Here is a 22,432-nt window from a genome sequence, read left to right as displayed (position 1 = left end):
TGTTACCTTACTTCTTCTTAGCTTCTTTAGTACGCACATTTTCATCTGCGTAACGAACACCTTTACCTTTGTAAGGCTCAGGCTCACGGTAAGAACGAATGTCAGCCGCAACTTGACCAACTAGTTGCTTGTCACAACCAGTGATAACGATTTCAGTTTGGCTTGGACACTCTGCTTTGATACCTTCTGGAAGTTCGTGCTCAACAGGGTGAGAGAAGCCTAGAGTTAGAGCTACAGCTTTGCCTTTGATAGCAGCACGGTAACCTACACCCTTAAGTGTTAGCTTCTTAGTGAACCCTTCAGTAACACCAACAACCATGTTGTTAACTAGAGCGCGAGCAGTACCTGCTTGAGCCCATGCGTTAGCAACACCTTCTTTAGGACCAAAAGTAAGGTTGTTTTCTTCCTGAGCGATAACTACTGCGTCGTTAAGAACGCGTGATAGTTCGCCTTTAGCACCTTTTACAGTAACTTCTTGGCCGTTTAGTTTCACCTCTACGCCAGCTGGAATAGCGACAGGTGCTTTAGCAACACGAGACATATTCTACTCCTATTACGCTACGTAGCAGATGATTTCACCACCAAGACCTGCTTTGCGAGCAGCACGGTCTGACATAAGACCCTTGGAAGTTGAAACAACAGCAACACCAAGACCACCCATTACAGAAGGAAGTTGATCTTTCTTCTTGTAAACACGTAGGCCTGGACGAGAAACACGTTTAAGTTGCTCGATAACTGGTTTAGCTTGGAAGTACTTAAGAGTAACTTCTAGCTCAGGTTTTGCTCCGCCTTCAACAGCGAAGTCAACGATGTAACCTTCAGCTTTAAGTAGTGCAGCAATTGCAACTTTAAGCTTTGAAGAAGGCATTTTAACAGCAACTTTGTTTGCTGCCTGACCGTTACGAATACGGGTCAGCATATCCGAAATCGGATCTTGCATGCTCATATGATTTACTCCAAATGATTAAGTGGCAATTACCAGCTAGCCTTACGAAGTCCAGGAATCTCGCCTTTCATGCAAGCTTCACGAACTTTGATACGGCTCAAACCGAACTTACGTAGGTAACCGTGTGGGCGACCAGTTTGGTTACAACGGTTGCGCTGACGTGCAGCACTTGAATCACGAGGAAGAGATTGCAGTGTAAGAACCGCATTCCAACGATCTTCTTCAGATGCATTTACATCGCTGATGATAGCTTTAAGAGCCGCACGCTTTTCAGCGTACTTAGCTACAAGCTTTGCACGCTTTGCTTCGCGTGCCTTCATAGAATTTTTAGCCATAACAGTAACCCTTCACCTTACTTACGGAATGGGAAGTTAAAGGCAGCCAGCAGAGCACGGCCTTCCGCATCAGTACCAGCAGACGTCGTAACAGTGATGTCTAGACCGCGTACTCGATCAACTTTATCAAAGTCGATTTCCGGGAAGATGATTTGCTCGCGAACGCCCATGCTGTAGTTACCGCGACCGTCAAAAGACTTAGCGCTAACACCACGGAAGTCACGTACACGTGGAAGAGCGATGTTAATCAAACGCTCAAGAAAATCCCACATACGTTCGCCACGCAAGGTTACTTTACAACCGATTGGGTAGCCTTCACGAATTTTGAAACCTGCAACAGATTTACGCGCTTTAGTGATAAGTGGCTTTTGACCAGAGATCGTTGCCATATCCGCAGCTGCGTTTTCTAGAAGTTTCTTATCGTTGATTGCTTCACCCACACCCATGTTAAGGGTGATCTTTTCGATTCTAGGGACTTGCATGACGCTTGTGTAGCCGAACTCTTTGGTAAGCTCAGCGACTACAGACGACTTGTAGTAATCATGCAGTTTCGCCATAGTAGAACTCCAAATTACTTCTATAATTAATTAGAAATGGTTTCGCCGTTAGACTTGAAGAAACGAACTTTCTTGCCGTCTTCAATACGGAAACCAATACGGTCAGCTTTACCAGTAGCTGCGTTGAAGATTGCCACGTTAGAAGCGTCGATTGCTGCTTCCTGCTCTACGATACCGCCTTGGATACCCATAGCTGGAACAGGTTTCTGGTGCTTCTTAACTAGGTTGATACCTTCTACGATAACTTTACCAGTTGCTAGAACCTTAGTTACTTTACCTTTCTTGCCTTTATCTTTACCAGCAAGAACGATTACTTCGTCATCACGACGGATTTTAGCTGCCATCTTTAGTGCTCCTTATAGTACTTCTGGAGCCAGTGATACAATCTTCATGAATTTCGCGTTACGAAGTTCACGAGTCACTGGGCCAAAGATACGAGTGCCGACTGGTTGCTCAGTAGTGTCGTTCAACAATACACAAGCATTACGGTCGAAGCGAATGACAGAACCGTCTGGACGACGTACGCCTTTACGGGTGCGAACTACTACCGCCTTCAGAACATCACCTTTTTTAACTTTACCGCGAGGAATTGCTTCTTTCACAGTAACTTTGATGATGTCGCCGATGTGTGCGTAACGACGGTGTGAGCCACCCAGAACCTTAATACACATTACCTTGCGCGCGCCAGAGTTATCTGCAGCGTCAAGTGTACTTTGCATTTGGATCATTGTTAGTGCTCCGCTAAATATTAAAACTAGACCCTCTCGGGTCGGGCTGCCTCTTTAAAAGGGACGCGAATTGTACCACCCTTTTTTGTGATTGGGTAGACAAAAAATAAGCGGCCCCAAAAAAATATTTGGAGCCGCTTAAATATCATAGAATTAGCAAGATTAAATCTTCGCTTTTTCTACAACTTTTACCAAAGTCCAAGACTTAGTCTTAGACATTGGACGACACTCACGAATTTCAACAGTATCGCCTAGGCCACACTCGTTGTTCTCGTCATGTGCGTGAACTTTAGTCGTGCGCTTTACGAATTTACCGTAAATTGGGTGCTTAACCATGCGCTCGATAGCAACAGTGATAGACTTGTCTGCCTTGTTGCTAACTACACGACCAAATGAAGTACGGATTTTGTCGCTCATTATGCGCCTGCCTTCTCAGTCAATACGGTTTTAACACGTGCGATATCACGACGTACAGCTTTAAGAGTGTGAGTTTGCTGTAGCTGACCAGTTGCAGCTTGCATGCGCAAGTTGAACTGCTCACGTAGCAAATTCAATAGCTCAGCGTTAAGTTCTTCAACGCTTTTTTCGCGTAGCTCTTGTGCTTTCATTACATCACCTGCTTAGTTACAAATGTTGTTTTGATAGGCAGTTTACGAGCCGCTAGGCGGAACGCTTCACGTGCCAACTCTTCAGATACGCCGTTCATTTCGTACATAACCTTACCTGGCTGGATTTGTGCAACCCAGTACTCAACGTTACCTTTACCTTTACCTTGACGAACTTCAAGAGGTTTTTCAGTAATCGGCTTGTCTGGGAAGATACGAATCCAGATTTGGCCTTGACGTTTGATGTGACGTGTCATAGCACGACGTGCCGCTTCGATTTGACGAGCAGTAATACGGCCACGGCCAACAGCTTTAAGACCGAATTCGCCGAAGCTTACTTCAGTACCTTTAGCTAGACCACGGTTACGACCAGTCTGAACCTTGCGGAACTTAGTACGTTTTGGTTGTAGCATCGTTCGACTCCTTACTTACGGCCTTTACGCTGCTTCTTAGGCTTATCGCCTTTAGGCTCTACAGCGTTAGCTGCAGGCATACCGCCAAGAATCTCACCTTTGAAGATCCAAGTCTTAATGCCGATCACACCGTATTGAGTGTGAGCCGAAGAAGTTGCGTAATCAATGTCAGCACGTAGAGTGTGTAGAGGCACACGGCCTTCACGGTACCACTCTGAACGTGCAATTTCAGCGCCGCCTAGACGACCACTTACTTCCACTTTGATACCTTTAGCGCCTAGACGCATTGCGTTTTGTACCGCGCGCTTCATAGCACGACGGAACATAACACGACGCTCTAGTTGAGACGCGATGCTATCACCAACTAGCTGTGCATCAAGCTCAGGCTTGCGTACTTCAGCGATGTTGATTTGAGCTGGTACACCTGCAATTTTAGCTACAGCTGCACGTAGTTTCTCAACGTCTTCACCTTTCTTACCGATTACTACGCCTGGACGAGCAGTGTGAATAGTCACACGAATGCTCTTAGCAGGACGCTCGATAACGATACGTGATAGTGACGCTTTCGCTAGTTCCTTAGTAAGGAACTGACGTACCTTGAAGTCGCCGTCTAGGTTGTCAGCGAAATCTTTGGTGTTAGCAAACCATGTAGCATTCCAAGGCTTAACGATGCCAAGACGAATACCATTAGGATGTACTTTCTGACCCATTGCTTATCTCCTAGTCTTAAGCGTCTGCAACAACAACAGTGATGTGGCAAGAACGCTTCAAGATACGGTCCGCACGGCCTTTAGCACGAGGCATAATACGCTTCATGATAGGGCCTTCATCTACGAAGATTTTAGCGACATTTAGATCGTCGATATCTGCACCTTCGTTGTGCTCAGCGTTCGCGATTGCTGATTCAAGAACTTTCTTGATTAGTTCAGCAGCTTTTTTGTTGCTGAAAGTCAAGATTTCTAGAGCTTGATCAACTGACTTGCCACGGATTTGATCCGCTACAAGGCGAGCTTTCTGTGGAGAAATGCGAGCAAAGTTATGTTTAGCTAAAGCTTCCATTATCTACTCCCTATTTCTTCTTAGCTTTCTTATCCGCAGCGTGGCCGCGGTAAGTACGAGTTGGTGCGAATTCGCCCAGTTTGTGACCGATCATTTCTTCGGTTACGAATACTGGTACGTGCTGACGACCATTATGGACAGCGATGGTCAAACCGATCATCGTAGGGATGATCATTGAGCGACGGGACCAAGTCTTAATAGGCTTTTTGTCTCCGCTTTCCACCGCTTTCTCTACCTTCTTCAGCAAGTGTAGGTCAATAAATGGACCTTTCTTGAGAGAACGTGGCATGGCGATTCCTCTTTAAATAGATTACTTGTTACGACGACGTACGATGTACTTGTCAGTGCGCTTGTTCTTACGAGTCTTAAAGCCTTTAGTTGGCTGACCCCAAGGAGATACTGGATGACGACCACCAGAAGTACGGCCTTCACCACCACCGTGTGGGTGGTCTACTGGGTTCATCACAACACCACGAACGGTTGGACGAACACCGCGCCAGCGGTTAGCACCAGCTTTACCTAGTTCACGTAGCATGTGCTCAGCATTACCAACTTCACCGATTGTTGCACGGCCTTCTGATAGTACTTTGCGCATCTCACCTGAACGTAGGCGTAGAGTTACATATGCACCGTCGCGAGCGACGATCTGTGCGTATGCACCTGCAGAACGAGCAATTTGTGCACCTTTACCAGGCTTAAGTTCAACACAGTGTACAGTTGAACCTACTGGGATGTTGCGCATTGGAAGTGTGTTACCAGCTTTAATCGGTGCATCAACACCAGATTGAATTTGGTCACCAGCAGCAATGCCTTTAGGTGCGATGATGTAGCGGCGCTCACCGTCTGCGTACAGAACTAGAGCAATGTTTGCGCTACGGTTTGGATCGTATTCTAGACGCTCAACTTTCGCTGGGATGCCATCTTTAGTACGTTTGAAGTCAATTACACGGTAGTGGTGCTTGTGACCACCGCCGATGTGACGTACTGTGATACGACCGTTGTTGTTACGACCACCGTTCTTAGAGTTTTTCTCTAGAAGTGGTGCGTATGGCTTACCTTTGTGAAGGTCAGCGTTAACAACTTTAACTACGTGACGACGACCAGGGGAAGTCGGCTTACATTTAACAATAGCCATTGTTTAACTACTCCTGTTATTCCGCGCCGCCAACGAAGTCAAGATCTTGACCTTCAGCCAAAGTAACGTACGCTTTCTTAACGTCGCTGCGGCGACCTTGGCGTAGACCTTGACGTTTGGTCTTACCCTTAGTGATAAGAGTATTTACAGACTTAACTTCAACTTCAAATAGCTTTTCTACAGCTGCTTTGATCTCTTTCTTAGTTGCATCTTTAGCTACTTTGAAAACGATAGTGTTCGCTTTCTCAGCTGCCATAGTTGCTTTTTCAGAGATGTGCGGGGCACGTAGAACTTTTAGGATACGCTCTTCAGTGATCATGCTAGCATCTCCTCAACTTGCTTAACTGCTTCTGCAGTAATAACAACTTTGTCGAACGCGATTAGAGAAACTGGGTCGATACCAGCAACGTCACGTGCGTCAACTTTGTATAGGTTACGAGCAGCTAGGAATAGATTCTCATCTACTTCGCTAGTCACGATAAGCGCGTCTGTTAGCTCAAGCTCTTTAAGCTTAGCTACAAGCTCTTTAGTCTTTGGTGCTTCTACTGAGAAGTTATCAACAACGATTAGACGCTCTTGACGAACAAGCTCAGAAAGAATGCTCTTCATAGCACCACGGTACATTTTCTTGTTTACTTTTTGGCTGTGATCTTGTGGTTTCGCAGCAAAAGTAACACCACCTGTACGCCAGATTGGGCTACGGATTGTACCAGCACGTGCACGGCCAGTACCTTTTTGGCGCCATGGCTTAGCGCCACCGCCAGAAACTTCTGAACGTGTTTTTTGAGCACGAGTACCTTGACGAGCACCTGCTGCATATGCAACAACTACTTGGTGTACAAGAGCTTCGTTAAACTCACGTCCGAAAGTAGCTTCGGAAACAGTTAGTGCATCAGCACCTTTAACCATTAGTTCCATTACTTACTCCTGAGACGTTATGCTTTAACAGCTGGTTTAACGATCACGTTGCCGCCAGTTGAGCCTGGAACTGCACCTTTAATAAGAAGCAAGTTGCGCTCAGCGTCAACACGTACGATCTCTAGGTTTTGAGTCGTTACACGCTCAGCACCCATGTGACCTGCCATTTTCTTGCCTTTGAACACGCGACCTGGAGTTTGACATTGGCCAATTGAACCCGGTGCACGGTGAGACAATGAGTTACCGTGAGTCATATCTTGAGTAGAGAAGTTCCAACGCTTAACAGCGCCTTGGAAGCCTTTACCTTTAGATGTACCAGTAACGTCTACTTTCTTAGTTTCGTTGAATAGTTCAACTGTTAGCTCAGCGCCAACTTCGAACTCTTCACCGTTTTCCAAACGGAATTCCCAAAGACCACGACCAGCTTCAACACCTGCTTTCGCGAAGTGACCTGCTTCTGGCTTAGATACGCGGTTAGCTTTCTTAGCACCAGTAGTTACCTGGATTGCTGAGTAGCCGTCAGTTTCAAGTGTACGAACTTGAGAAACACGGTTTGATTCTACTTCAACAACAGTTACTGGGATAGAAACGCCTTCTTCAGTAAATACGCGGGTCATACCCACTTTACGACCGATTAGACCAATCATTCTTCTAATCTCCCTTAACCTAGGCTGATTTGAACATCAACACCAGCTGCAAGGTCTAGACGCATAAGTGCATCTACAGTCTTGTCAGTTGGCTCAACGATGTCGATCAGACGCTTGTGAGTACGGATTTCGTACTGATCACGCGCATCTTTGTTAACGTGTGGAGAGATAAGAACAGTGAAACGCTCTTTACGAGTAGGTAGTGGGATTGGACCACGAACCTGTGCGCCAGTGCGCTTAGCCGTTTCAACGATTTCCGCAGTAGAAGCGTCGATTAGTTTGTAATCGAAAGCTTTTAGGCGGATACGAATACGTTGGTTCTGCATGAGACAGAGCTCCAATTATTAATTACACAAACAATATCGCCACTCAGACTCGCTAAGGCGAGAGAATGTACGATTGATTTATGTGAAACCGTAGCCTCCAAGATTAGGAAGCATTGTCAGTTAATTTTCGATTAACTCTTTCCATCCGAAGACAGAGAACTAATTGTATTAACTGCGAACATAAGCTGAGTCTACATTACTAAGCACTTACCGTAATAAGTAAAGCTTACTCCTCAATGCTCATTGGTTCACAACTGGCTTAACCAGTGGGGCGTATTATACAGATCACACTTTGGCATGCAAGCACTGTTTGAAAATTAAACGGAACAAATTTTAGTGCTTGTTTAGGTGGGGTTTTGATAGTGGTCTTAACAGGAAAAATACGCCGACTTTATTACTGAGAGTCGAAATAAGTCGGCGCTAATAGTGGGTATGGTAATACCTGGTGTTTAAGCCGAGCGCTGACGTACCGCTTCGAATAGACAAATACCCGACGCTACCGATACGTTCAGACTGGAAACACTGCCCGCCATCGGGATCTTAATTAAGTCATCACACGTTTCGCGCGTAAGACGGCGCATGCCATCCCCTTCAGCGCCCATCACGATAGCGAGTGGGCCAGTGAGCTTCGCCTGGTAGATATCGTGCTTTGCTTCACCTGCAGTGCCCGCAATCCATACCCCTTGCTCTTGCAGAGCGCGCATCGTTCGAGCTAGGTTAGTGACACGAACCAGTGGCACCGTTTCTGCTGCGCCGCACGCCACTTTACTGACCGTGGCAGTCATTGGTGCAGACTTGTCCTTAGGAACAATCACGGCTGCAACACCTGCCGCATCTGCATTTCGCAGACAGGCACCCAGGTTATGTGGATCAGTCACACCATCCAGGATAAGCAGTAGCGGCTGCTCTTGGCTGGCTAAAATAGCATCAAGATCATTCTCGTTAAGCTGTTTCGCCGGCTTAACTCGGGCCATAATCCCTTGGTGGTTTGCCCCTCGGGCTTTGTCATCTAGCGTTTTGCGTGTCATCTGTTGAATTGAAACACCACAAACCTGAAGCTCGTTAAGGATTGGCATCAAACGGTCATCTTGACGACCTTTTAAGACAAACGCTTCAATTAAACGCTCTGGCTCACGCGCAAGGACTGCCTTAACCGCGTGAATACCATATATAAACTCGTTACTCATGTTCTGCTCTCTAAACTATTTCTGACCACGGCTATTAGGGTTCGGCTTGCTCGCCTTTTTCTGACGTACCTTTTTGCCCTTGCTCTTTTTCTTCGCTTTCTCTGCTCGTCCCTTACTATCATTCGCCTTGGAACCATCAGGTCTGATCGTCGGCTCAATCAAAGGGACAGCTTTGGTGCGTGAACCTGCCTTGGTCGCAGCGCGTTTTTTCGCTTTCGCTTTTTTCTGCGCATCAGCTGCGCGTTTCTTCGCAGTTTTTCCTTTGCCGCGTAGCTTACGACTTGTCTCAACTAATTCAAAGTCAATTTGCTTATCGTTTAAGTTGACCGATAGCACTTTCACTTTCACCGCATCGCCAAGACGGTATATCAAGCCAAAACTCTCGCCAATAAGACGCTGGCCGATTGGATCATACTGATAGTAGTCATTGGCTAGGTTAGATATATGCACTAATCCATCGATATGTAGGTCACTCAGTCGAACAAAGAAGCCGAAGCTGGTGACATTGGCAATCACACCCTCTAGCTCTTCACCCACATGGTCTTGCATGTATTCACACTTAAGCCAATCCGCCACTTCTCGAGTCGCATCATCAGCTCGACGCTCTGTCATTGAGCACTGCTCACCAAACACATCCATATCGTCGAATGAGTAATGGAAGCCCCCAGTAGGCGTCCAACGGTCTTTGTTCGTTCCTGCTTGTTTAGCAATGAGATACTTAATCGCTCGGTGCAACAACAAGTCGGGGTAACGACGAATTGGCGATGTGAAGTGGGCATATCGCTTTAGAGCCAAACCAAAGTGACCTGCGTTATCAGCGTTATACACTGCTTGCTTGAGTGAACGAAGCAGCATGGTTTGAATAAGCTCTTTGTCTTGTCGCTCGCTGATTTTGTGTACCAGCTCGGCATAATCTGTCGGAGAAGGCTCCAATCCGCCTTTCAATTCAAGTCCAAGCTCACCCAAGAAGTCTCGGAATCCCTGGAGCTTCAATTCACCAGGAGATTCGTGGATACGATACAGCGCAGGCTCTTTTGCTTTCTCCACCAACGAAGCCGAAGCGATGTTGGCGAGAATCATACACTCTTCGATGATCTTGTGCGCGTCATTACGAATGACAGGCTCAATACGGTCGATCTTACGCTCTGCATTAAAGATAAACTTGGTTTCAATCGTCTCAAACTCAATCGCCCCGCGGTTATCGCGCGCATGTTTGAGCACCTTATACATTTTGTGGAGCTCTTGTAGGTGCGGAACGAGTGGCTCATAGCGAGTTGCAAGCTCTTCATCACCCTCTAATATCGCATTCACTTTGTTGTAAGTGAGACGGGCATGCGAGTTCATTACCGCTTCATAATGCTTATAGCCGGACAACTTACCCGTTGATGAAATGGTCATCTCACATACCATACACAAGCGATCCACTTGTGGGTTTAGCGAACACAAGCCATTAGAAAGAACTTCTGGCAGCATTGGCACAACTTGCGACGGAAAATAAACCGAGTTGCCCCGCTCTACCGCTTCTTTATCCAGTGCCGTATCCGGACGGACGTAGTAACTCACATCAGCGATGGCCACCCATAAGCGCCAGCCGCCACTTTTTTTAGCTTCGCAGTAAACTGCATCATCAAAGTCTCGAGCATCTTCACCATCGATCGTGACTAATGGCAGCTCACGGAGATCGACACGCCCGACTTTCGCTTCCTCTGGAACTTCTTCCCCCAAGTTAGCAATCTGCTTTTCTACTTCTTGAGGCCACTCATGAGGAATTTGGTGAGTACGAATCGCGATTTGCGTTTCCATACCCGGCGCCATGTTTTCCCCCAGAACTTCAACGACTTTGCCCATCATGCCTCGAGAGCGAGAACCACGGTCGGTAATTTCGATGACAACAACATTACCCATACGAGCGCCTGCCTTGTGCTCATTTGGGATTAAAATATCTTGGCTGATGCGCGAATCATCTGGCACGACGTACGAGTAGCCATACTCAAGGAAGAAACGACCGACAATTTGCGTGTTACGCTCTTCTAACACTCGTACTAAACGGCCTTCACGACGTCCACGTTTACTGTTGTCTGTTGGTTGTACTAGAACATAGTCACCATGAATGAGGTTCTTCATCTGATGATGCGGCAGAACGACGTCATTATCTTTACCGACACTACCATCTGGCCTCACCCAGCCATGACCATCTTTGTGGCCGATAACATAACCTTTTACCATCTCTAGCTTCTCTGGCAATGCGTAGCACTGGCGGCGAGTGAAGACCAATTGACCATCTCGTTCCATGGCTCGCAGACGACGGCGTAGGCCTTCGTATTGCTCTTCACCATGAAGCTCTAGGGCATCGAAAAGATCATTACGATTCATCGGTACACCAGCACGCTCAAGGAACTCTAGAATGTACTCTCGACTTGGAACTGGGTTTTCATAATTCTGCGATTCACGATCAGCAAAAGGGTCTTGATGGTTATTATTATCAGACATAGGCAGGCCTAATTAGTTAGGGGGATATGGAGCTAGTATAACATAGCTAACTCCCAGAAATGATTTAGGAAAGTCACGTCCACAAAGCGCAGACTCAATGGTTACAACTCTAGCAGAGTAATGAGCTCAGCGTTGTCAGAAATAAGAGATTTAATGGTGCAATCATCGAGCTCAGCAAGAAAAGCTAACTTTGCTTGATTTAATCTATCTTTAAGACGGCAGGCAGGGGTGATATGACAAAAATCACCGGAGCAGTCCACCAGCTTCATCGGTTCCATATCTCTCACAACACCACCCACAGTGATTTGATTTGCTGGCTTGAGCAATCGGATACCACCATTTTTACCACGAACGGTTTCGATGTACTCCAGCTGCCCTAAACGATTGATCACTTTGACCATATGATTACGCGAAACACCGAAAAGCTCAGTGACACGAGTAATATTGGTCAGTTCACCCTGCGGTAATGAAGCAAGGTAAATCAGGGTTCTTAGGGAGTAGTCAGTAAAACTGGTTAAGTGCATATCGCTTTCCTCAATAGGGGCGAGATATTAAAGCTTTTCTTACGTAAAAGATATATGTAAGATGCAAGTATAACATATATTAAAGATACACGTTTAAAGCAGTCTTATAAATTTACAGAGGAAGCCATCATGCTTAGCAACAACACCATTAGTATCGTTAAGTCAACCGCGCCACTTTTAGCTCAAACCGGCCCTAAACTCACTGCTCACTTCTACGAGCGAATGTTTCGTCACCACCCCGAACTCAAAGATACCTTTAACATGAGCCACCAGCGAGAGAGTGACGCAAGCAGCGGTGCTCAACGTGAGGCTCTATTTAATGCCGTCTGCGCTTACGCCAACAACATCGACAATTTAGAAGCGCTGCTGCCAGCGGTTGAAAAGATTGCCCAGAAGCATACAAGTTTCCTCATTACTCAAGAGCAGTATGCGATCGTTGGCCAACATTTACTTGCAACGATTGATGAGCTGTTCTCGCCAGGGCAAGAGGTCCTAGACGCGTGGGGAGAAGCTTATGGGCTGCTTGCCGACATTTTCATTCAGCGCGAAGAGCAAATCTATCAAGAAAACGAGCAGCGTCATGGTGGCTGGCGTGGTCAAAGAGAATTTGAACTGGCGGAAAAAATCGTTGAAGCAGAATTTATTACCAGCTTTGTCTTCAAACCGACTGATGGCGGTCAAGTTGTTGAGTACAAACCAGGCCAGTACATCGGTATTTACATCAACTCTTATTTACTAGAGAACCAAGAAATCCGCCAATATAGCCTTTCATCCGCTCCTCACGCTGACCAATACCGAATCTCAGTCAAACGTGAAGGTGATGGCAAGGTCTCTAACTTCCTACATGAGCACTTAAAGGTTGGAGACAAAGTCATGCTTGCTCCACCTGCGGGTGATTTCTTTATGGATGTGACACCTGACACTCCGGTTGCTCTTATTTCAGCTGGTGTCGGCTTAACCCCAATGCTGTCGATGTTGGAGAGTTTGAAAAGCCACCAAGCATCAGTGACTTGGCTGCATGCTACTGAAGACGGTCAACAGCATGCATTCAAAAATGAAGTCATGCACGTAATTGACACGCTCGATCAAGGCTCTAGCCACATTTGGTATAACAACCCAAAAGAGGCAGACAAGGCGGGTGAAGATTTTGACACTTTAGGCTTAATGGATATTGCACATCTAAAAGACACATTGCGACAAGAGAATACGCAGGTCTATTTCTGTGGTCCTGTCGGCTTTATGCAAAACATCGCGAGCCAACTGCTAGAAATAGGACTGACAACAGATCAAATTCACTACGAATGCTTCGGTCCACATAAAATCATCTAGCTTTAGTGACCAGTACGCGAAATTCGCCAATAAGCAAAGCCCCCGCTAGGCAGAGCCTAGCGGGGGCTTTTAACAAATCACAGGTTTCTATTGGCAACTACGCCGTGTCACCAGCGTGTTTCGCGCATTTTTGCTCGCGCAATAACATTGTCGGGCATGCGCTGCTCTAGTCCTTGCCTCAACATTGAAATGCGTCGGTGAGTTCGTTGATCGGCAGTCACCGAATTATATAGCCAGCGATAGGCGTCTTCATAGTCAAGTGGACTACCAAAGTCACGCAAAAGTAACTCAGCGAGCTGGATCCGCGCATTGAGATTGCCCATCGAAGCCGCCTCTCTTAGGTAGGGAATCGCCCGCTCTCGATCCTGCTGCACTAGAGTGCCACGAGAGTAATAACGACCTAGCTGTTCAAGCGCTGTTGGCAAGCCTTGATGAGCTGCGTTTTCCATATAGTACAAACCAAGCTCAACATCCTGGTTTACACATACGCCCCATGCCAGCATATCGCCATAGAGAAACTCGTAAGAAGGCAAGCTAATACGCGTTGCTCGCGCGACAATATCTTCCACAAGCTGACAGTTGTCAGCCTTGACGCGTTCAAGGTGCTTGTTCTGTTCGATCAGTTTAATCAGCTCAGCTTCACTGTATATTGGCACTGGCTCGCCAATGTCACTACTATTCGCGAGCGCCCACTGACTACTCAAGGCCAACAACAGAGAAGCGGCTACCCTTCGTAGCTTCATCGCCTACTCTCTCATTCTGTCACTGTTGTCATTGCTATTAATAAAGCAAGGTTTGATCAGTTTATCGACTGATGCTAGCAAAGCTTTAAACAAAATTTGCCATGTGCGGCAATAAATTGCCATTACAGTCACGAAAGAAATAAGAAGTGAGAAAAAGGATAGATACGAAAACAACAAAGCCAGCATAACGCTGGCTTTGAACATACTGAACGTCTTAGAAATTAAGCGTTGTATGGGTGTACTTTGATGATTGTCTCGTTACGGTCAGGACCTGTAGAGATAATATCAACTGGAACACCAGTTAGCTCTTCGATACGCTTGATGTAGTCAAGGGCCGCTTGAGGTAGTGCATCGATCGTCTTCGCACCAAACGTCGTCTCAGACCAACCTGGCATTGTTTCGTAGATTGGCGTTGCTTCTTCAAATGACTCAGCTGCCATTGGAGAAACCTCAAGAACAGTACCGTCGGCCATCTTGTAACCTGTACAGATCTTGATCTCTTTAAGACCATCAAGAACGTCTAGCTTAGTTAGACACATACCTGTTAGAGAGTTGATTTGGATTGCACGACGCATTGCAACCGCATCGAACCAACCTGTACGACGTAGACGACCCGTTGTCGCACCGAACTCGTGACCAACGTCACCAAGGTGCTTACCCACTGGGTCTTGCTTGTCTAGGCCATCGTATAGCTCAGTTGGGAAAGGACCAGAACCAACACGAGTACAGTAAGCCTTAGTGATACCAAGGATGTAACCAATGTGGCGAGGACCAAAACCAGAACCAGCCGCAACACCGCCAGCCGTCGTGTTAGAAGACGTTACGTATGGGTATGTACCGTGGTCGATATCAAGCAGTGTACCTTGAGCGCCTTCGAACATGATCTTGTCGCCGCGCTTACGTGCTGCGTCTAGTTCGTCCGTTACGTCCATAACCATAGAAGTTAGAAGGTCTGCGTAGCCCATGCACTGCTCAAGAACGTCTTCGTAGCTTACTGTTTCCGCTTTATAGAAGTGCTCTAGTTGGAAGTTATGGAACTCCATGACTTCTTTTAGCTTCTCAGCGAACATTTGCTTATCGAAAAGGTCGCCAACGCGTAGACCACGGCGAGCAACTTTATCTTCGTATGCTGGACCGATACCACGACCCGTTGTACCAATCGCTTTTTTACCACGAGCGATTTCGCGCGCGTTATCAATAGCGATGTGGTAAGGAAGAATTAGAGGACAAGCTTCAGAAACGAAAAGACGCTCGCGTACTGGAATACCGCGCTCTTCTAGAGGCTTCATTTCTTTAAGAAGTGCTTCAGGCGATAGAACAACGCCATTACCGATAACACATTTTACGTTATCGCGTAGGATGCCTGATGGAATTAAGTGAAGAACGGTTTTTTCACCGTCAATTACAAGAGTGTGACCTGCATTGTGACCGCCTTGATAGCGAACCACATATTTTGCATCTTCAGTTAAAAGGTCAACGATTTTACCTTTACCTTCGTCACCCCATTGGGTGCCTAGAACGACTACGTTATTTCCCATCTTTCCAAGTCTGATTGCTAGTTAAAAAAGGATTCTAGCATTGAATCGGTGACTATGCAGTCATTTTTTAATCATAGAACTGCAATCTTTGTCTAAATCGTTGATCTTGTATGATCATTAATCTTGATCTGCGTAGATCCTAATCTTACATTTTCCGCGAGGGTCAATGCTCGCTCTGTACATACCTGAACTGTTCATCGCAAAGTAAGCATTTCCGGACTTATCCATTGCGATTAAGCCCCCTTCACCACCACGATCTTTCAGCTCTCCTTGGATAATATGGTCGGCAGCTTGTCCTACCGTTTCATTTAAGTAGCGAACTCTAGCGGCAAGATCCGCTGCGACATTCTCTTGTAAGAAGTACTCCCCCATCCCTGTGGTTGATACCGCTACGACTTGGTTTTCAGCCCAAGTTCCAGCGCCAATGACAGCCGAGTCGCCCACGCGACCATATTGTTTATTGGTAATTCCCCCCGTACTGGTTGCGGCAGCAAGATCACCGTATTGATCGAGAGCGACGGCACCGACTGTTCCATACTTGTTATCATCAGGGTACCGGAACTCCGATAACGCAAACAGTCCTTTCTCTTTCATACTCTGTAGCTGATCGTATCGACGGTCTGTATAGAAATAGTCTTGTTCGGTATATAAAAAGTCATGCTCGAAAGCAAAGCTCTCAGCCCCTTCGCCAATCAAGAATACGTGTTCACTGTCCTCCATCACCGCCTTAGCAAGTTCAATGGGATTACGGATGTGTTTTACCCCTGCAATCGCCCCAGCGTTTTTACCTTTACCACTCATAATCGATGCATCCATCTCAACCATTTCTCTATGGGTGAGTACAGAGCCTCGTCCAGCATTAAAGTGAGGGCTGTCTTCTAGCACCTTAACCGCAGCGGTGACAGCATCAACGGCGCTGCCACCAGAGGACAGAATATCTTGCCCTGCGCGCACTGACTTCTCTAGTGCAGCCTCAATCTCTCGCTGCAGTTCCGGTGTCATCTGTTCACGCAAAATAGTTCCGGCGCCACCATGGATAGCGATAGAAAAAGGCATAGTGACTCCTAAGAGAAAATTAGAAATGAGCTTTGATTATGAAGCGATAGATAAAAAAAACGCAAGCCGTTTGGCTTGCGTTTGAGATTTGGTTTAGCGTGAGATTAGTGACCGCCGCAGCAGTCGTCACCGTTACCACAATCACCTTTGCCACCACAGCACTCATGATCATCTTCGTGATCATGGCCGTGACCGCCACAGCAGCCACCTTCTTTGTGAATATGGCCGTGAGCCACTTCTTCTTCTGTTGCTGCGCGAGTTGCAACAACTTCAACGTCAAATGTTAGAGTTTGACCAGCTAGCATGTGGTTACCATCAACAACCACTTCGTCACCGTCAACTTCAGTCACTTCTACAGGGATTGGACCTTGATCCGTATCAGCAAGGAAACGCATGCCAACTTCGATTTGATCCACACCTTGGAATACGTTTGCAGGAACGCGCTGAACAAGACCTTCGTTGTGCTCACCGTAAGCATCTTCAGGTGCAACCGTTGCTGAGAACTTGTCACCAGCAACTTTACCTTCTAGCTCTTTTTCAAGACCTGTGATTAGGTTGTTGTGACCGTGCAGGTAATCAAGCGGCGCATCAACTGTCGACTGATCAACAACCACACCGTCTTCTGTTTTTACTTGATAAGCTAGGCTTACTACCACGTTCTTTTCGATATTCATAACTGCTCCAAGGCGGTTAGACTGAACACATCGCTCAGACATAAAATTTAGATTCCCCGCTATTATGGGGATCAAAAATGGAAACTCAATCAGTCTGGCTTAAAAATACCGATCATTTGTTGTTCTGGTTGCGAGCTCTGCTCCAGTGATTTTGGCTTGCGCTGTTGGGTGTGCTGACACTCAACACACTCTACCCACTCAATATTGTTGTCGATCCACCAACGTAAAGTATCGGTCTCTTTACACTCCGGACATGCCGCTCCTGCGATAAATCTTTTTTTCATTCTACTCTTCACTTTTCCAATAATGGCGCGAGTGTTTGTCATCATCCATCTCACGACCAAATATCTCTTCTAGCTCTTTACGAGCCTCTTTGGCTCTTAGCGCAAGTTGCTGCTCATCGTTATGCTGGGGGAGTAATTCTTTGAGCATGGCGTTATCGAGCTTCCGAAAGTGAGCCTCAGCGCGCTTGGCTTGATAAGGGTGCATCCCAAGCTCTATCAGCGTCTGTCTACCTAAATCCAGAGCACTATGGAAGGTCTCTCGTGAATAGCCAGTCACGCCAGCGTTGAGCAATTGATAAGCTTCAACACGACTGCGGGCACGAGCCATGATTTTTAGATTAGGGAAATGATGTTTGCACAGCTCCACAACCTGTAAGATTTCATCTGGCGAGTCGGTACAGACGATCATGGCTTCTGCCGTTTCAGCTCCAGCTGCGCGCAACAAATCAAGCTGAGTCGCATCACCGTAAAATACTTTATAACCAAAACGCCGCAAAAGCTGGATTTGGCTGGCATCACTCTCCAATACCGTTATCTTAATTTTGTTTGCGTACATCAAACGACCGACCACTTGGCCAAATCGACCAAAGCCAGCGATGATGACGCGCGGCTGCTTATTAATGACACCAGGCGCTTCCTGCTCTTCACTGTTGGCGTTCAGTCGACGCGCATACCAATAACTTTGAGCCATTAACGCTAACGGTGTCGTTACCATTGAGATACTGACCACCAATAGCAAAAATGCCATCAAATTAGCATCCAATAACCCTTGCACACTCGCCGCAGTGAAAATAACAAATGCGAACTCACCACCTTGACTGAGGATCACGGCCATTTTACTGCGAGCTTTTGAGCTCACACCCGATAGACGTGCAAGCCAATAAGTAATCAGCGCCTTCGCGCAAACCAACACTGCCACCGCCAACAGCACTTGCAGTGGCATCTCAAACAGTAACCCGAGATTCACAGCCATGCCCACTGCAATGAAGAACAGACCGAGTAGCAGCCCCTTAAAAGGATCGATGGCTATCTCTAGCTCATGACGGTACTCACTTTCTGCCAGCAGCACCCCCGCCAAGAAGGTGCCAAGCGCCATCGAAAGCCCAAGCTTTTGCATGGTGAGCGCGATACCAACGACGACTAAAAGAGCGGCAACGGTAAAGAGCTCTTTTACACCACTTAAAACCACATAACGAAACAAGGGGCGCAGGAGAAAATGACCGCCGACAACCAGGGCTACCACGCTTGCGAACACCCACAATGCGTCCAGCCAGTTACCTGATGTATTGCCTGCCAACAGTGGCAGCAGAGCCAACATAGGGATCACCGCAATATCTTGAAATAGCAGTACGGCAAAGCCTGATTGCCCAGCCTCTTTTGCTGTCAGCTCTTGCTCTTCTATCACTCGCAGCGCAATCGCGGTAGAAGACAGTGCCAATCCCATACCAATGGCTAGGCTCGTTTGCCAACTTAAACCGCAAGCCAGACCAATCATCGCAATCACCGCAGAGGTGACACCCACTTGGGCTCCCCCTAATCCAACAATAGGACCGCGCATCTGCCACAGCTTCTTGGGATTAAGCTCAAGACCAATCAAGAACAGCAGCAGCACCACACCAAACTCTGAGAAGTGCAAAATAGCGTCAACGTCACTGATCAGCCCAAGTCCCCATGGACCGATCATGCCCCCCGCTAAGAGATAACCAAGAACCGAGCCTAACCCTAAGCGCTGTGCGAGCGGCACCATAACCACGGCAGCCGACAAAAACACAACGCTACTTGTTAAAAATTCACTCTCAAGCGCCATGCTGACCTCCCGCCCATTGACTGACATCAACTAGCCACTGTCGGTAGGCTTGCCCATGGGCATACCGCTCTTGGTCTGAAACATTATGCGACCAATATAAAACCAGAGGATCGATCCACTCCATCAAACAAAGAGCGGCCACCAGCTCAAAGGGTTGGAGGATCTGTTCTAGCGGGTACTTGTTGTAACCTTTGACACCAAACGCCTCCTCTTTACCACCAGTGGTAATCACATTGCGCCACACTTTGCCTTTCAAGGCACAATCTCCGCCAAAGGCAAATCCTTTACCCAGCACGCGATCCAGCCACTCCTTCATGAGTGCTGGACAAGAATACATATAGAGAGGGTGCTGAAACACAATCACGTCATGCGTAGACACCAACTGATGTTCGGCTTTAACGTCGATGAAAAAATCTGGATAGACGGCATAGAGATCGTGAATCGTGACGTGTTCTAGATCTTGAATCGCCTCTATTGCGGCCTGATTAGCAATAGATTGATCAGATTCTGGATGGGCATAAATGACAAGCACCCTCAGCGGTGACTGGGGTGTATTTGAATCTTGTTGAGACGATAGACTGAGATCTTTACTCTGGTGGGTCATTCCTTGCCCTGCTTCTTTTTCCTTTATCGCTCTCATCATACCCGAATTTGAGATAGAATCGACTTTTCTCCTGCCCATCCAGGCAGTCTGTATTCTGGTTGCCATTAAGAACGAAAACGCCATGATCACCTTTACTGATATTCAACTACTCCGTGGTGGAAAACCACTTCTAGACCAAGCATCTGCCACTATCCACCCGGGAGATAAAATAGGCCTGGTTGGCAAAAACGGCTGTGGTAAGTCGACCCTCTTTGCCTTAATGAAAGATGAACTTTCTATCGATGCTGGCAACTTTGTACAGCCTAAGCACTGGGAGTTAGCATGGGTTGCGCAGGAAACGCCGGCACTCGATCGCAGTGCTATTGAATATGTTATCGATGGTGATCGCGAATATCGTCTATTAGAAAAACGCCTTGCCGAAGCAGAGCAAGCGGACAACGGTACACTTGTCGCAGACTTACACGGGCAAATAGAAACGATTGGTGGCTACACGATTCGCGCCCGCGCAGCAGAGCTACTCGACGGTCTTGGTTTTAGCCAAGACCAGATGCTGTGGAACCTAACCCAGTTCTCTGGTGGTTGGCGTATGCGTCTTAACTTGGCGCAAGCGCTGCTGTGTCGCTCTGACTTACTCTTGCTCGATGAGCCAACCAACCACTTGGACCTTGACGCTGTGATGTGGCTCGAGCGCTGGCTACAAAGCTATCCTGGCACACTTGTACTGATCTCGCACGACCGTGATTTCCTCGACCCTATCGTGACACGCATCATTCACATCGAGAATGAAAAGCTTAACGAGTACACGGGTAACTACTCTTCGTTTGAAGATCAGCGTGCGCAGAAGCTCGTTCTGCAACAAGCGATGTTCCAGAAGCAGCAGAAACAGATGGCGCACATGCAAAGCTATATCGATCGCTTCCGCTACAAAGCCTCAAAAGCTCGCCAAGCACAGAGTCGTATCAAAGCATTGGAGAAACTTGAAAAAGTGCTACCCGCACAGTTTGATAACCCATTCAGTTTCGAGTTTCGTGAACCTGCAGCGCTACCTAACCCAATTATGATGATGGACGAAGTCGCGGCGGGTTACGATGACAATCTGATCCTTGAAAAGATCAGACTTAACCTAGTACCGGGAAGCCGTATCGGTCTGCTGGGTCGTAACGGCGCAGGTAAATCAACGCTTATTAAGCTCCTTTCTGGAGAGCTTAAGCCACAAGGTGGTGAGCTGACTTACTCGCAAGGGGTGAAAATTGGTTACTTCGCCCAGCATCAACTCGAAACTCTACACCCGGAAGAGACGCCACTGCAGCATATGATGCAGATCGCCCCTAATCACACCGAGCAACAACTGCGTGATTACCTTGGTAGCTTTGGCTTCCAAGGAGACAAAGCGCTGGACAAAGTGGCGCCGTTTTCCGGCGGCGAAAAAGCGCGCCTCGTATTGGCTCTGATCGTATGGCAAAAGCCAAACCTACTGCTACTCGATGAACCCACCAACCACCTTGATCTCGATATGCGTCAGGCGCTAACGCTTGCATTGCAAACCTTCGAGGGTGCAATGGTGATTGTCAGCCACGATCGTTACCTGCTACGTGCGACCACGGATGACTTATATCTGGTGCACGATAAGCAAGTGGCCCCCTTTAATGGCGATCTGACGGATTATTATAAATGGCTGACGGAACAGCAAAAAATAGAGAAAAAAGAGGCGCAATCGGCTCAACCCGCCAAAGACAGCAGCCAAAGTGCTGCCGCGAAGAAGGAGCAGAAGCGTCGTGAAGCAGAATTCCGTAAACAGACGGCACCTATTCGCAAAACCTTGACAAAACTCGAGGAGAAAATGGATAAGTTAGGCACCGCTGTCGCACAAGCTGAACAACAATTATTAGACAACAGCCTGTATGAAGCGGAAAACAAAGCTAAACTTAACCAAGTACTTGCTGATCAGGCCAGCGCAAAATCTCAACTTGAAGAGATCGAGATGGAATGGATGGAGCAGCAAGAGACGCTTGAGCAGATGGAACAGGAATTCAACGCAGTATGACCAATCAGCAGGCACATCAACTTCTCACCATGGAGCAACTGTGGCAATTTAGCCTTGAGTACTACTCAAGCCGAGAAGTGAAAGATGCCTGCCTAACCCTGCAGAACCAGTATCACGGTAATGTGAATCTTCTCATATTACTGAAATGGCTCGATGAACATCACTTTTCGATTCAAGAGAAAGATTGGCATCGAGTCGAGCAGTCCCTTGGTCGCACCGAGGCACTGCTCCATCACTATCGAGAGCTACGTAGAAAGCTCAAAATCGCCGTTAGCGATACACTGTACAGAGAAGCCCTACAGTTTGAATTACAACTAGAAAAACAACAGCAAGCCGACCTTGTAGACTGTATCAATCACCTCTCTTTAAAGTCGAGAGATGAACACAGCCTAACCCAGATGTACTGCCACCTACTCGGTGCCGATCATTTACAAGCGGCCTTTGCTAAGCCAGTGGATGTGTTGCTCAACTGAGCAACCGATA

The 22,432-nt window shown here is 47.2% G+C and carries 30 protein-coding genes; 3 read left to right on the top strand and 27 right to left on the bottom strand.

Annotated features, from left to right (window positions below):
* Positions 1–7: 7 nt before the first annotated feature.
* The 20 genes from rplF to nsrR form a co-directional block, all read right to left on the bottom strand.
* Positions 8–541, bottom strand: a complete 534-nt coding sequence (gene rplF, locus GT360_RS01700; RefSeq protein WP_164647226.1) for a 50S ribosomal protein L6 — start codon at positions 539–541, stop codon at positions 8–10.
* 12 nt (positions 542–553) lie between these two features.
* Positions 554–946, bottom strand: coding sequence for a 30S ribosomal protein S8 (rpsH, locus tag GT360_RS01695; protein WP_164647225.1), 393 nt, complete (start codon positions 944–946; stop codon positions 554–556).
* A gap of 29 nt (positions 947–975) precedes the next feature.
* Positions 976–1,281 (bottom strand): 30S ribosomal protein S14, encoded by a 306-nt coding sequence (rpsN, locus tag GT360_RS01690; protein WP_164647224.1) that lies wholly within the window; start codon positions 1,279–1,281, stop codon positions 976–978.
* 17 nt (positions 1,282–1,298) lie between these two features.
* A complete protein-coding gene (gene rplE, locus GT360_RS01685; protein WP_164647223.1) occupies positions 1,299–1,838 on the bottom strand; it encodes a 50S ribosomal protein L5 in 540 nt (179 codons plus the stop codon).
* Positions 1,839–1,864: 26 nt separating this feature from the next.
* Positions 1,865–2,182 carry a 50S ribosomal protein L24 gene (gene rplX, locus GT360_RS01680; protein WP_164647222.1) on the bottom strand — a complete coding sequence of 106 codons (318 nt, stop codon included), beginning with the start codon at positions 2,180–2,182 and terminating at the stop codon, positions 1,865–1,867.
* A 12-nt stretch (positions 2,183–2,194) separates the two neighbouring features.
* The gene (gene rplN / locus GT360_RS01675; RefSeq protein WP_006075569.1) at positions 2,195–2,566 is read right to left on the bottom strand and encodes a 50S ribosomal protein L14; all 372 of its coding nucleotides are present in this window, start codon (positions 2,564–2,566) and stop codon (positions 2,195–2,197) included.
* Positions 2,567–2,728: 162 nt separating this feature from the next.
* A complete protein-coding gene (gene rpsQ / locus GT360_RS01670; RefSeq protein ID WP_164647221.1) occupies positions 2,729–2,983 on the bottom strand; it encodes a 30S ribosomal protein S17 in 255 nt (84 codons plus the stop codon).
* Positions 2,983–3,174 carry a 50S ribosomal protein L29 gene (gene rpmC / locus GT360_RS01665; protein WP_164647220.1) on the bottom strand — a complete coding sequence of 64 codons (192 nt, stop codon included), beginning with the start codon at positions 3,172–3,174 and terminating at the stop codon, positions 2,983–2,985. The genes rpsQ and rpmC overlap by 1 nt, the downstream gene beginning before the upstream one ends.
* On the bottom strand, positions 3,174–3,584 hold the full coding sequence (gene rplP / locus GT360_RS01660; protein WP_164647219.1) for a 50S ribosomal protein L16: 411 nt from the start codon (positions 3,582–3,584) through the stop codon (positions 3,174–3,176). The genes rpmC and rplP overlap by 1 nt, the downstream gene beginning before the upstream one ends.
* Positions 3,585–3,595: 11 nt before the next feature.
* On the bottom strand, positions 3,596–4,294 hold the full coding sequence (gene rpsC / locus GT360_RS01655) for a 30S ribosomal protein S3 (RefSeq protein WP_164647218.1): 699 nt from the start codon (positions 4,292–4,294) through the stop codon (positions 3,596–3,598).
* Positions 4,295–4,310: 16 nt separating this feature from the next.
* Positions 4,311–4,643 (bottom strand): 50S ribosomal protein L22, encoded by a 333-nt coding sequence (rplV, locus tag GT360_RS01650; protein WP_164647217.1) that lies wholly within the window; start codon positions 4,641–4,643, stop codon positions 4,311–4,313.
* Positions 4,644–4,653: 10 nt separating this feature from the next.
* A complete protein-coding gene (gene rpsS, locus GT360_RS01645) occupies positions 4,654–4,932 on the bottom strand; it encodes a 30S ribosomal protein S19 (RefSeq protein WP_004736729.1) in 279 nt (92 codons plus the stop codon).
* Between the two features lie 21 nt (positions 4,933–4,953).
* Positions 4,954–5,778 (bottom strand): 50S ribosomal protein L2, encoded by an 825-nt coding sequence (gene rplB / locus GT360_RS01640; RefSeq protein ID WP_164647216.1) that lies wholly within the window; start codon positions 5,776–5,778, stop codon positions 4,954–4,956.
* 16 nt (positions 5,779–5,794) lie between these two features.
* Entirely contained in the window at positions 5,795–6,097 is a 303-nt protein-coding gene (rplW, locus tag GT360_RS01635; protein WP_164647215.1) for a 50S ribosomal protein L23, read from the bottom strand.
* A complete protein-coding gene (gene rplD, locus GT360_RS01630) occupies positions 6,094–6,696 on the bottom strand; it encodes a 50S ribosomal protein L4 (protein ID WP_047047613.1) in 603 nt (200 codons plus the stop codon). Before rplD ends, rplW begins: the two co-directional genes overlap by 4 nt.
* A 17-nt stretch (positions 6,697–6,713) precedes the next feature.
* Positions 6,714–7,343: a 50S ribosomal protein L3 gene (rplC, locus tag GT360_RS01625; RefSeq protein ID WP_164647214.1), complete on the bottom strand. Its 630-nt coding sequence runs from the start codon at positions 7,341–7,343 to the stop codon at positions 6,714–6,716.
* Between the two features lie 14 nt (positions 7,344–7,357).
* Positions 7,358–7,669, bottom strand: a complete 312-nt coding sequence (rpsJ, locus tag GT360_RS01620) for a 30S ribosomal protein S10 (RefSeq protein ID WP_001181007.1) — start codon at positions 7,667–7,669, stop codon at positions 7,358–7,360.
* Between the two features lie 449 nt (positions 7,670–8,118).
* On the bottom strand, positions 8,119–8,856 hold the full coding sequence (rlmB, locus tag GT360_RS01615) for a 23S rRNA (guanosine(2251)-2'-O)-methyltransferase RlmB (protein WP_164647213.1): 738 nt from the start codon (positions 8,854–8,856) through the stop codon (positions 8,119–8,121).
* 15 nt (positions 8,857–8,871) lie between these two features.
* A complete protein-coding gene (rnr, locus tag GT360_RS01610) occupies positions 8,872–11,346 on the bottom strand; it encodes a ribonuclease R (protein WP_164647212.1) in 2,475 nt (824 codons plus the stop codon).
* A 101-nt stretch (positions 11,347–11,447) separates the two neighbouring features.
* Positions 11,448–11,870 carry a nitric oxide-sensing transcriptional repressor NsrR gene (nsrR, locus tag GT360_RS01605; RefSeq protein ID WP_164647211.1) on the bottom strand — a complete coding sequence of 141 codons (423 nt, stop codon included), beginning with the start codon at positions 11,868–11,870 and terminating at the stop codon, positions 11,448–11,450.
* 129 nt (positions 11,871–11,999) lie between these two features.
* On the opposite strand from nsrR, the gene hmpA reads away from it, so the two are divergent.
* Positions 12,000–13,199 (top strand): NO-inducible flavohemoprotein, encoded by a 1,200-nt coding sequence (gene hmpA, locus GT360_RS01600; RefSeq protein ID WP_164647210.1) that lies wholly within the window; start codon positions 12,000–12,002, stop codon positions 13,197–13,199.
* A 107-nt stretch (positions 13,200–13,306) separates the two neighbouring features.
* Here hmpA and motX read toward each other — a convergent pair whose 3' ends face one another.
* The 7 genes from motX to kefG all read right to left on the bottom strand — a co-directional run bounded on the left by motX (position 13,307) and on the right by kefG (position 19,905).
* A complete protein-coding gene (gene motX, locus GT360_RS01595; protein WP_164647209.1) occupies positions 13,307–13,942 on the bottom strand; it encodes a flagellar protein MotX in 636 nt (211 codons plus the stop codon).
* A gap of 221 nt (positions 13,943–14,163) precedes the next feature.
* On the bottom strand, positions 14,164–15,480 hold the full coding sequence (locus tag GT360_RS01590; RefSeq protein ID WP_164647208.1) for an adenylosuccinate synthase: 1,317 nt from the start codon (positions 15,478–15,480) through the stop codon (positions 14,164–14,166).
* A gap of 117 nt (positions 15,481–15,597) precedes the next feature.
* A complete protein-coding gene (locus tag GT360_RS01585; protein WP_164647207.1) occupies positions 15,598–16,536 on the bottom strand; it encodes an isoaspartyl peptidase/L-asparaginase family protein in 939 nt (312 codons plus the stop codon).
* Between the two features lie 104 nt (positions 16,537–16,640).
* The gene (gene slyD, locus GT360_RS01580; RefSeq protein WP_164647206.1) at positions 16,641–17,210 is read right to left on the bottom strand and encodes a peptidylprolyl isomerase; all 570 of its coding nucleotides are present in this window, start codon (positions 17,208–17,210) and stop codon (positions 16,641–16,643) included.
* Between the two features lie 89 nt (positions 17,211–17,299).
* A complete protein-coding gene (locus GT360_RS01575; RefSeq protein ID WP_164647205.1) occupies positions 17,300–17,494 on the bottom strand; it encodes a YheV family putative zinc ribbon protein in 195 nt (64 codons plus the stop codon).
* Position 17,495: 1 nt separating this feature from the next.
* Complete coding sequence (kefB, locus tag GT360_RS01570) at positions 17,496–19,301, bottom strand: glutathione-regulated potassium-efflux system protein KefB (protein WP_164647204.1); 1,806 nt, start codon at positions 19,299–19,301, stop codon at positions 17,496–17,498.
* A complete protein-coding gene (gene kefG / locus GT360_RS01565; RefSeq protein ID WP_164649542.1) occupies positions 19,291–19,905 on the bottom strand; it encodes a glutathione-regulated potassium-efflux system ancillary protein KefG in 615 nt (204 codons plus the stop codon). Before kefG ends, kefB begins: the two co-directional genes overlap by 11 nt.
* 121 nt (positions 19,906–20,026) lie before the next feature.
* On the opposite strand from kefG, the gene GT360_RS01560 reads away from it, so the two are divergent.
* A complete protein-coding gene (locus tag GT360_RS01560; protein ID WP_164647203.1) occupies positions 20,027–21,949 on the top strand; it encodes an ABC transporter ATP-binding protein in 1,923 nt (640 codons plus the stop codon).
* Complete coding sequence (locus tag GT360_RS01555) at positions 21,946–22,422, top strand: TIGR02444 family protein (protein WP_164647202.1); 477 nt, start codon at positions 21,946–21,948, stop codon at positions 22,420–22,422. The genes GT360_RS01560 and GT360_RS01555 overlap by 4 nt, the downstream gene beginning before the upstream one ends.
* Positions 22,423–22,432: the final 10 nt, after the last annotated feature.

It is taken from the genome of Vibrio astriarenae (assembly GCF_010587385.1).
Lineage (GTDB): Bacteria > Pseudomonadota > Gammaproteobacteria > Enterobacterales > Vibrionaceae > Vibrio > Vibrio astriarenae.
Note: the sequence above shows the minus strand (reverse complement) of the source record. Positions and strands in the feature narration are given on the sequence as shown.